This is a genomic window from Rhodospirillales bacterium, assembly GCA_014323865.1.
Classification (GTDB): Bacteria; Pseudomonadota; Alphaproteobacteria; order SP197; family SP197; genus SP197.
Genome location: JACONG010000006.1, coordinates 192,146 through 202,034 on the forward strand (window position 1 = coordinate 192,146; position 9,889 = coordinate 202,034).

General features: G+C 62.2%; 8 protein-coding genes, 1 tRNA gene and 2 pseudogenes. 3 read left to right on the forward strand and 8 right to left on the reverse strand.

All coding sequences use genetic code 11. The features are described from left to right. The first annotated feature begins 98 nt into the window (after positions 1-98). Positions 99-503, forward strand: a complete 405-nt coding sequence (locus GDA49_03570; GenBank protein ID MBC6439491.1) for a MucR family transcriptional regulator — start codon at positions 99-101, stop codon at positions 501-503. Positions 504-723: 220 nt separating this feature from the next. Here the strand turns inward: GDA49_03570 and GDA49_03575 are convergent, their stop codons facing one another. From GDA49_03575 to GDA49_03600, 6 genes are all read right to left on the reverse strand, one after another. After that, complete coding sequence (locus GDA49_03575; GenBank protein MBC6439492.1) at positions 724-2,037, reverse strand: branched-chain amino acid ABC transporter permease; 1,314 nt, start codon at positions 2,035-2,037, stop codon at positions 724-726. Continuing rightward, positions 2,034-3,047 carry a branched-chain amino acid ABC transporter permease gene (locus GDA49_03580; protein ID MBC6439493.1) on the reverse strand — a complete coding sequence of 338 codons (1,014 nt, stop codon included), beginning with the start codon at positions 3,045-3,047 and terminating at the stop codon, positions 2,034-2,036. Before GDA49_03580 ends, GDA49_03575 begins: the two co-directional genes overlap by 4 nt. A gap of 2 nt (positions 3,048-3,049) precedes the next feature. Further along, the gene (locus GDA49_03585) at positions 3,050-3,754 is read right to left on the reverse strand and encodes an ABC transporter ATP-binding protein (GenBank protein ID MBC6439494.1); all 705 of its coding nucleotides are present in this window, start codon (positions 3,752-3,754) and stop codon (positions 3,050-3,052) included. Further along, a complete protein-coding gene (locus GDA49_03590; protein ID MBC6439495.1) occupies positions 3,751-4,533 on the reverse strand; it encodes an ABC transporter ATP-binding protein in 783 nt (260 codons plus the stop codon). The genes GDA49_03585 and GDA49_03590 overlap by 4 nt, the downstream gene beginning before the upstream one ends. 75 nt (positions 4,534-4,608) lie before the next feature. Continuing rightward, the gene (locus tag GDA49_03595; GenBank protein MBC6439496.1) at positions 4,609-5,808 is read right to left on the reverse strand and encodes an ABC transporter substrate-binding protein; all 1,200 of its coding nucleotides are present in this window, start codon (positions 5,806-5,808) and stop codon (positions 4,609-4,611) included. Between the two features lie 121 nt (positions 5,809-5,929). Further along, on the reverse strand, positions 5,930-6,850 hold the full coding sequence (locus GDA49_03600; GenBank protein MBC6439497.1) for a homocysteine S-methyltransferase family protein: 921 nt from the start codon (positions 6,848-6,850) through the stop codon (positions 5,930-5,932). 131 nt (positions 6,851-6,981) lie between these two features. Here GDA49_03600 and GDA49_03605 point away from each other — a divergent pair, with 131 nt between their 5' ends. Next, positions 6,982-8,070: an extracellular solute-binding protein gene (locus GDA49_03605; GenBank protein MBC6439498.1), complete on the forward strand. Its 1,089-nt coding sequence runs from the start codon at positions 6,982-6,984 to the stop codon at positions 8,068-8,070. Between the two features lie 41 nt (positions 8,071-8,111). On the opposite strand, the pseudogene GDA49_03610 reads toward GDA49_03605, so the two are convergent. Continuing rightward, positions 8,112-8,314 (reverse strand): annotated as a pseudogene (locus tag GDA49_03610) (IS630 family transposase). 216 nt (positions 8,315-8,530) lie between these two features. Then, positions 8,531-8,606, reverse strand: a tRNA-Lys gene (locus GDA49_03615). Positions 8,607-8,862: 256 nt separating this feature from the next. On the opposite strand from GDA49_03615, the pseudogene GDA49_03620 reads away from it, so the two are divergent. Continuing rightward, a pseudogene (locus GDA49_03620) lies at positions 8,863-9,889 on the forward strand (IS630 family transposase).

Genomic DNA, 9,889 nt, shown 5'->3' on the forward strand with positions numbered 1-9,889 from the left:
TCGCTACAGCATACCTTTGCAAACCTGCTATCTCGTTGCTAAATCCGACTTACGTTTCCTCAATGGTGATGAGCATGATCGAAGACGATCCAATGAACATGCTGACGCGCGGTGAACTTCTCGAGATGACCACTGAAATCGTCTCAGCGTACGTCAGCAACAACTCGACCGACGCCAATGCACTTCCCGATCTGGTTCGGCGTGTTCACGATACGCTCGCCCAGATTGCCGAAGCCAAGACTGCGGAACCCGCGTCGGAAGCACCCGAACCCGCCGTACCCATCAGGAAGTCGGTGCAGCCTGATTACATTGTCTGCTTGGAAGATGGCAAGAAACTCAAGGTGCTCAAGCGCTACATCAGGACGAACTACGGCATGACGCCGTCAGAATACAAAGCCAGGTGGGGGCTTCCCGCCGACTATCCGATGGTCGCTCCGAACTACTCAAGGGCGCGCTCCGAATTCGCCAAGAACATCGGACTGGGACGCAAGGCGAAGTCCTGATCGTTCGACAACCTCACGCGAGAGACGATGACCACATCATGGTCATCGGCTCTTTTGATTCAGGTCTCTCTGTTGAAGACCTCAGGCGACACAGTTCCGTGGCCTATCCCATGAAAACTGCCCTCCCCCTCACCGCCCTGCTCGCCGCCTTTCCGGCCGCCACTGCCGATGAGACAGGAACAAAGCTTGCTGGTTCCCTGCCGCCAGGCCAAGAGGACTGTCAGCGTCCCATCCGGTCGGGGATCAGGCCACGGGGCGAGAAGCGCAGGACCAAAAGCAGGATCAGGCCCATGACGCACACGCGCATGTAGGGCGCGCTTGCGATCAGGTGTTCGCGGAGGGCGCTTTCGTCGCCCAGAACTGATGTCAGGACCTCCATCAGCCAGAGCCCCGCCGGTTCGGCCTCGACCCAGATGAACCAGACGAAGAATCCGCCCAGCACGGCACCCCAGTTGTTGCCGGAACCGCCGACGATCACCATCACCCAGATCAGGAACGTGAAGCGCAGCGGCTGGTAGCTGCCCGGCGTGAACTGGCCGTCGAGCGTGGTCAGCATGGCGCCTGCCATGCCGACGACGGCTGCACCGATGACAAAGATTTCGAGATGGCGGCGCGTCACGTTCTTGCCCATCGCCGCAGCTGCGGCCTCGTTATCGCGAATCGCCCGCATCATGCGGCCCCAGGGCGAATGGAGCGCCTTCTGGGCGAGCACCATGACGATGACCAACACGGCAAGGAAAAGGCTGGCGTAACAGAGCTTGACGAAGATGGTCGAGGCATCAAGAACGTCCATACCCATGCCCGACACAAACTCTCGGAAGCGGGCGGACTCCTGAAGATCGACCTCGTAGGGCACCGGCCTATCGAGGCCGGTGACGTTCTTCACGCCACGTGCCAGCCAGTCCTCGTTCTTGAGAATGGCGAGCACGATCTCGGAGATGCCGAGCGTCGCGATGGCGAGATAGTCGGCGCGCAGGCCCAGCGCCACTTTGGCGATCATCCAAGCAGCTCCGGCCGCAACCAGGCCACCGATCGGCCAGGCAAGGATGATCGGCAGGTTCAGACCGCCGAGATAGCCGCTCTTGGCCGGATTGGTCTCCTCGATGGCCTCGACCGCCGGGTCGAAGAAGATCCGGACCGCTCCGTAGCCCACCAGAATCAGTACGGCCGTCACGATCATGCGCAAACCGCCGGGAACCAGTCGGCGACGAACGCGGACAATGATGCCGATCGCCGCGATCAGCGTGACCACGGTTCCCAGCAGGTCGATCCAGGCGACCTCCCAAGCTTCCGGAACCGGAGGTTTGGAAACCAGCACTGCGGCAACGCCACCCAGCGCCGTAAAGCTCATGACGCCGACGTTGAAGAGCCCCGCGTAGCCCCACTGCATGTTGAGGCCCAGCGCCATGATCGACGAGATCAGGCAGAGATTGAGGATCGACAGCGCAACCGACCAGGACTGGCCGAAGCCGACCAGCATGAGCAGGCCACCCATGATCGCAAACAGGATGGGGCCGCGCAGCGCCTGGTTCATATGACCTTGCCCTTGAAGATGCCTGTCGGTCTGACGAGCAGTACGACGACAAGGATGACGAAGCTGACGGCAAACTTGTACTCGGTCGCCAGAAGCTGAACGAGGCCTTCAGGCGCCCATGATTCAGGCGCGAGATAGATCAGGAACTTGCGATAGGCATAGGTGATCGTGACTTCGGAAAATGCGACCACGTAGCCGCCAACGACAGCCCCCACAGGATGGCCGATACCGCCGACGATGGCCGCTGCGAAGATCGGCAGCATAAGCTGGAAGTAGGTGAACGGCTTGAAGCTCTTGTCGAGGCCATAGAGCGTGCCGGCAATCGTCGCCAGAGCGCCCGCAATGGCCCAGGCAAAGAACACGACCCGGTCGGGATTGACACCCGAGAGCAGTGCGAGGTCCTCGTTGTCGGAATAGGCGCGCATCGCCTTGCCGGTGCGCGACCTGTTCAGGAAGAGGAAGAGCGCCACGACCACGAGGATCGTGACCGCGATGGTCAGGCCCTGGGAGAGCTTGAGCGCAAGACCTTCGTCGAGCCCGGTCGCTTCCTTGAACTCCTTGACCTTGATCAGGAACCGGGCGCCGTCGGCGAATGACTGATCGTCGGGGCCGATGATCATGCGCACGATGCCGTTCATCAGGAACATCACGCCGACCGAGACGATGACGAAGATCACGGCGGGGCTCCTGTTGCATCGGTAGAAACGGTAAACCCACCGATCGGTCAAAAGGCAGATCGCCACGGCGGTGAGAATGCCCACCGGCAATGCCAGCAATGCCGTCGGCAACGGATCGATCGTGATGCCCAAGCCCTGCAGCCACCATGTCACCAGAATCACGAACATCGTGCCGAAGGCCATCAGGTCGCCGTGGGCGAAGTTGGCAAAGCGCAGGATGCCGAAGACCATGGTGACGCCGAGCGCGCCCAGAGCGAGCTGCGAACCGTAGGCCAAGCCCGGGATCACCACGAAATTGGTGATGAGCACAACGGCGTTGAGCAGGTCTTCCATACTCAGCCGCCCAAGAACGACCGGCGCACCACAGGATCGTCCAAGAGCGCCTGGCCGGTATCGCTATGCCGGTTCTCGCCCGTCACCAGGACATAGCCCATGTCGGCGATCGCCAGGGCCTGGGCCGCGTTCTGCTCGACCATGAGGACCGCGACCCCTGTGCGACCGACCTCAATGATCCGGTCGAACAGCTCGTCCATGACGACCGGCGATACACCGGCCGTTGGCTCGTCCAGCATCAGCACTCCCGGCTGGGTCATCAGCGCACGGCCCACGGCCACCTGCTGCCGCTGGCCGCCCGACAACTCGCCCGCAGCCTGGCGCCGTTTGTCCTTAAGGATCGGAAACAGCTCGAAGACCTGCTCCATGGTGACCAAGAAATCGTCGTCGCGAAGATAGGCGCCCATCTCGAGGTTCTCCTCGACCGTCATGCCCGCGAAGACGTTATCGGCCTGCGGCACGAACGCCATGCCCTCCCGGACCCGGGCCTGTGGCGACAGGTGCGTGATGTCCTTGCCCTTGAGCATCACGGTGCCCGCACGCAGATCGAGCAGGCCGAACACCGCCTTCATCGCGGTCGACTTGCCCGCGCCATTGGGACCGACGATCACGGCGATCTGCCCGGCTTCGACGGCAATGGTGCAGCCGTGAAGAATGTCGGTGCCACCGTACCCGCCGGTCATGTTTTCGCCGATGAGCAGGGTCATGCCTGGGCTCCCGGACGGTTCCTGAGGCCACGTCCCAGGTAGGCCTCGATCACGCGCTCGTCGCTCTTCACCTCGTCCGCGGTGCCCTGCATCAGGAGCTTGCCCTCCGCCATGACGATGACCGGGTCGCAGAGCCGCGAGATGAAGTCCATGTCGTGCTCGATCATGCAGAACGTGTAGCCGCGCTCCTCGTTCAGCCGGATGATCGCATCGCCGATGGTGCGCAGCAGGGTCCTGTTCACGCCGGCGCCGACCTCGTCGAGGAACACGATCTTGGCGTCGACCATCATGGTCCGGCCGAGTTCCAGCAGCTTCTTCTGCCCGCCCGAGAGATTGCCCGCGATCTCGTCGGCGGCGTGGCCGAGATTGAGAAAGGCAATCACGTCCTTGGCACGGTCGCGAATCTCCGCTTCCTGGGCGCGCACGGTTCCGGGCCGGAACCAGACGTCCAGCAGGTTCTCGCCGGCCTGTTCGGCGGGCACCATCATGAGGTTCTCGCGCACGGTCAGGTGGGTGAACTCATGAGCGATCTGGAACGTGCGCAGCAGGCCACGATGAAACAACTCGTGCGGCTTCAGGCCGGTTATGTCGTCGCCATCAAGTGAGACCTTCCCCGACGACGGTGGAAACAGACCGGCGATGACGTTGAACAGCGTGGTCTTGCCCGCACCGTTCGGTCCGATCAGTCCGGTGATCGCGCCGCCAGCGATTTCAATGGTCACGCCATCGACGGCACGCAGGCCACCGAAGTGCTTGTGCAGGTCCGAGACCTGGATCATGGCTTGGTCAGGAAGGGCACAAGAGAAACGGGCCCGACGACTTGATGACGCCAGGCCCGCTCAAGACCCGCTCGATCAGCGGACCTGAATGGTAACGAACTCGCCGTTCTGGACTTCGAGCTCCTTGTAGGAACCGAAGGTCTCGCCAACGTCGGTCAACTCGACACCAGTGGCACCGACATAGTCGACCTCGCCGCCGTCAGCCAGGATCTGCAGACCCTTGGCCAGCTCACCGGGCCCAATCGGCTCACCGGGGTCATTGGCGACATCCATGATCCTGCTCTGGATCGCGGCACGGTCGGCCGAACCCGCAGCCTGCATGGCCAGCGCGATCAGCGCGGCGGCGTCGTAGGATTCACCGCAGAACGGGCAATCGCCGGTCAGACCCGCTTCCTGGGCCAAGGCGACGAAGTTGTCGGCCTCGGGGCGATCGGAACCCGGCAGGCTGCCGATGATCGTGCCGTCGAGGTCCGAGCCGATGCTGTCGATCAGCGACTGGCCGATCATGCCGTCCGCGAGGATGAAGTTCTCGAACGCACCGGTGTCGATCGAGGTCTGGATGATGCCCTTACCACCCTGGTCGACATAACCGAACACGGCGAGGTAGTCAGATCCAGTCGCGGCAAGCGCCGCGACTTCAGCCGAGTAGTCGGCCTTGCCGTCTTCATGCGACGCGGCAACGGAGACCGAACCGCCCATCTCGGTGAAGGCGCCTTCGAAGCTGTCGGCCAGGCCCTTGCCGTAGTCGTTGCTCGTATAGGTCACGGCGACTTCCATGATGCCGCGGTCCATCAGGATCGAGGCCAGCACTTCGCCCTGGCGCGCATCCGACGGCGCGGTGCGGAAGAAGTAACCGTTGTCCTCGATGGTGGTCAGCGCCGGCGAGGTCGCCGAGGGCGAGACCATCACGACACCGTTCGGCACCGCGACGTTGTTGGCGATGGCCGTGGTCACGCCCGAGCAGTCAGCGCCCATGATGGCCGCGACTCCGTCGGAGGTGATCAGGCGCTCGGCCGCCGAGGTGGCCGCCGCGGAGTCGATGCAGGTCGAATCACCGCGGACCGAAACCAGCGTGGCACCGCCCAGCAGAATGCCGGAGTCCGAGGCTTCCTGGAGGGCGAGTTCCGCCGACTCCGCCATATCCGGCGTCAGCGATTCAATCGGGCCCGTGTAGCCCAGGATGACACCGATGTTGATGTCTTCGGCCGATGCGCTGGCCACCAGGGCGATCGCAAGAGCCGGCACCGCGACTGCGGCCATGAGGTTACACTTCATACTGTCACTCCCCTATGTCGCCGCCTCGGATGCTTTGCTGCACCTCGCGCGAACCTCCGCTTGAAGATTGGAAACGATGCTTCTTCATTTTGTCATGTGACAATCCGGGCCGCAAGGAATTCTAGTGCCGCAGAGCGGCCAGAGTGCGAATGTGCTCGAGCCCGAGACCGCAGCAACCACCGAAGACCTGGACACCGCGATCGCGCCACGTCTGGGCCTCGTCCGCGAGATCGTCGAGCTCAATGATGTCGGTGAACTGCCAGGACGGCATCTTGAAGAAGCCGGAGTCCGGATAAGCCATCATCGGCCCCTTCCACGCCGCCCGAAGGATATCGAGTGCGGGTCCTGTGGCGTTCACGTTGGTGTGCATGATGCCGACGACCTCGGCGCCACCTTGCATCACGCTCGCGACACTCTCCTCGAAGGGAAAGCTCTCCCAGACGTAGCTGAGGACCTTGTCCTCCTCCATTCGCGCGCTCATGCCGCACCAGTAGGGCAAGCCGCACTCTTCGGCAGCCTGGAGCGCGAGCGCGATATGGATCGGGCGGGACATCATCTCCAGCATGATCATGTCAGCGCCCGCATCACGTCCCGAGTTCAGCACCTCCCTGAAGTTGTCGAGTACCCGTTCGGGCTCGGGCCGGCGCTCGGGATCATCGCGAGCGGCGCCGGCCACCATCGGCATCTGATGCGAGAGCGAGACGGCGACCGCAACGTCGCGGCCGTCGGCGGCGCGGTCGCGCGCCCGGAGCGCGATTTCGACGGCCTGCCGGGTCAGTTCCGGCGCCCGATCGCCGCACCCCGCCTGTTCCAGCATATGGTGCGCATTGGAAAAGGTGTTCGCCGTGATGACGTCGGAACCTGCGCGGATGTAGTCCTCATGGATACCCAGGAGAGTCCCGGGGTCGGTCGACGTCGCCAAGGCGCACCAGGCGCTGCGGCTCATCTGCGCGCCGCGGCGCTCCAGTTCAGTGCCCGTCGCACCGTCAAGCAACAGGAGTTCACCTGCCGAGAGTTTCCGGCGCAGGGCGTCCATCACCATCACGATTTCCTTCCCTCGAAGAGTTCGAAAAGCCAATAGATTACAAACTTTTGCCAGTCCAAGTGCGCTGTTGACCGAATTCACCGAAGCACTATTGTGATCCGTTCAACTTGGAGGTATGGGAGCTCAACATGACCTATAAGACTGTCACCAATCGCCGCACGATCCTTAAGGGTACGGCCGCGGCCACCGGCGTTCTCGCCGCACCCTCGGTTCTGCGCCGCGCTTGGGCCGACGAGTCGATCAAGGTGTCGTCCTACGGCGGTTTCTTCGAGGACATGCTGTCGCAATATGCCTATCCGGAGTTCACCAAGGCAACCGGGATTGAGGTCGAGACGGTCTCGCAGCCCGGCGGTTTCGAGTGGTTCGTCAACCTCAAGAGCAGCATTGAGGCGGGCTCCCCGGCGGTCGACATCACCATGGCGGCCCAGGGCTCCATGCGTCGCGCGCCCGAGGTCTTCATTCCGCTGACCGCCAATGCCGTACCCAACATCGCCAACGTTCCAGACTACCTGATCCTGCGCAATGATGCCGGGACGCCGCTGGGCTGCCCGGTGCTGGCCTGGTACGCCACCTTCGTGACCAACACCCAAGTCTGGCCCGATGCGCCGACCTCCTGGGCCGACGCTTGGAATCCGAAGTTCGCCGGCGAGCTCGGCTGGGGCCGCAACGCGGACTCGAGCTACCTGATCGACATCACCGCCAAGACCTTCTTCGGCGGTAACGAGATCATGGACTCAGACGACGGTCTGATCACCTGCATGGAAAAAATGGCGGAGATGAAAGAGAATGTCCGCCTCTGGTTCCGTGACGAAGGCCAGTTCCAGGCCATGCTGCAGTCGGGCGAGCTCACGGGCGGCCAATACTACCACGATGTGACCCAAGTCATGATCGAGGAAGGCTTCCCCATCATGTCGACCTTCCCGAAGGAAGGCGGTGTCATCGACTTCGGTTCGTGGTGCATGGTTCAGGGCACCGAGAAGGCCGACACCTGCCAGGAGTTCATCAACTGGTGTGTCTCGCCGGAAGCCCAGACCACGATCACCGATAACCTCTGGACCGCCCCGGTTCTGCCACGCGACATGCTGCCGAACCTGTCGGACAAGTCCTTCAATCGCGCCTCGAGCACGATCGAGCCGATCGTTCCGAAGTACGCGGTGTATGTCGAAAAGGGCGACTGGATCGCCGAGAGGTGGGACGAGTTCCTCTTTGACGTCTGATCCGTCCACTTACGGTTACGGGAAAGGCCGGGGTTCGCCTCGGCCTTTCGGAGCAGAGCCTTGAGCCTGGAGAATGCCATCCCGAGGGGCCCAAGTCCGGGCTCTAGGGCGACAGGTCAAGCAGCCCGGCACAGGCGGCTTCGATGGCATGGCGGACACCCGCTGCCTCATGGGCCGGAAGATTGTCCGTCACCACGATATCGCCGGGACTCAACTCCGGCACCGGGACCTGCTCCACGCAGGTACAGTCGGGATTGCTGCAGATGTTTTTCTCACGGCGGATCTCAGCAGCGTCATCGATTCCGCCACAGGTGCTGACAACAAGTACGAAAGCCCCGTGACCATTACCCTGATACCGCAGTAGCTCCGTTGCCGGGCCGCTGGTGGCGACATCTGCAGCCCGCCCCGCCAGGAAACGGTTTTATAAGGGTTGAAGTGGGTTTATGTGGGTTTTAGTGGATGGTGAGCCCGCAGGGACTCGAACCCTGGACCCTCTGATTAAAAGTCAGATGCTCTACCAGCTGAGCTACAGGCTCTCACCAGCCTTGTCGGTGTGCTGACCATATTGTCGCTGACGGTGGCGGGTCAACCTCGCCCACGGGTTTCAGCCCGGCCAAGCTGTCGGCCAAAGGAATTGCATCCTCCTGGTCGACACCTCCTCACCAGAACCGTTGAACGCGGGCTCGGAAACCCGCGCCTCTGATACTACGTCCCATTGAGTTTGACGTATTGTCAGGGGTTCCCTTGAACTGTTCATGGTGGTTTATTGTGGAAAACGGAATGAGGGTTTCCATGAGCCCGGCTATCAAGCTTCGCAGTGATTTTTCGGCTTCCGATCTGGCGCGTTTGGCGCGACAGAGCGACGATGCAGACCGGACGAGGCGGGTGTTGGCCATTGCGATGATCCTGGACGGCGGATCGCGATCTGATGCGGCGCGCACTGGCGGAGTTGGTCTGCAGATTATCCGCGACTAGGTTCTGCGGTTCAATGCTGACGGGCCAGAAGGGCTGCGGACCCGCAAGGTGCCGGGCAAACCCTCGATCCTGACGGATGAGCAACGCCAGCAATTGGCTGCTGCGGTCGAGGCTGGCCCCGACCCCGATCGTGATGGCGTGGTCCGTTGGCGCCTGGTTGATCTGGCCGTGTGGGTCAAGTGCACGTTTGGCGTGACGATCAGTCGCACCACAGTGGGCCGTGAGCTGCGCGCCATGGGTTTCCGCAAGCTTTCGGCGCGTCCCCAGCACCATGCACAAGACCCGGATGCGATCAAGGCGTTCAAAGAAAACTTCCCCGACGTGGTCCGCGACATCCGTGTTCAGAACGGCTCGCCACCGATAGAAATCTGGTTCCAGGACGAGGCAAGGGTGGGACAGAAGAACAAGATCACCCGCCGCTGGGCCAAGCGCGGCACCCGTCCTCGCGCGCCAAAGGATCAACGCACCCAATGGGCCTACATCTTCGGTGCAATCTGTCCGGCGGCCGGTTCGGTCATGCCCTGGGTCGACACCCACGCGATGGCCGAACACCTGAAGCTGATCAGCACCGAAGTCGCGCCCGGCGCCCACGCAATCCTGATCGTCGATCAGGCCGGGTGGCACACGACATCGAAACTCGAGGTGCCCGAGACCATCACCTTGTTGCCACTGCCGCCGAGGTCGCCTGAGTTGAACCCGGTCGAAAACGTCTGGCAGTACATCCGGGACAACTGGCTCTCAAACCGCGTCTTCGCAAGCTACGACGATATCGTGGCGAACTGTTGCGAGGCCTGGAACACGTTGATCAAGGACCCAGATTGCATGACCTCAATCGGATCGAGAA

Bases quoted from the DNA above. Each gene is read 5' to 3' on its own strand.
- GDA49_03570 (MBC6439491.1), top strand. From the start codon at position 99: ATGCTGACGCGCGGTGAACTTCTCGAGATGACCACTGAAATCGTCTCA.
- GDA49_03575 (MBC6439492.1), bottom strand. From the start codon at position 2,037: ATGAACCAGGCGCTGCGCGGCCCCATCCTGTTTGCGATCATGGGTGGC.
- GDA49_03580 (MBC6439493.1), bottom strand. From the start codon at position 3,047: ATGGAAGACCTGCTCAACGCCGTTGTGCTCATCACCAATTTCGTGGTG.
- GDA49_03585 (MBC6439494.1), bottom strand. From the start codon at position 3,754: ATGACCCTGCTCATCGGCGAAAACATGACCGGCGGGTACGGTGGCACC.
- GDA49_03590 (MBC6439495.1), bottom strand. From the start codon at position 4,533: ATGATCCAGGTCTCGGACCTGCACAAGCACTTCGGTGGCCTGCGTGCC.
- GDA49_03595 (MBC6439496.1), bottom strand. From the start codon at position 5,808: ATGAAGTGTAACCTCATGGCCGCAGTCGCGGTGCCGGCTCTTGCGATC.
- GDA49_03600 (MBC6439497.1), bottom strand. From the start codon at position 6,850: ATGGTGATGGACGCCCTGCGCCGGAAACTCTCGGCAGGTGAACTCCTG.
- GDA49_03605 (MBC6439498.1), top strand. From the start codon at position 6,982: ATGACCTATAAGACTGTCACCAATCGCCGCACGATCCTTAAGGGTACG.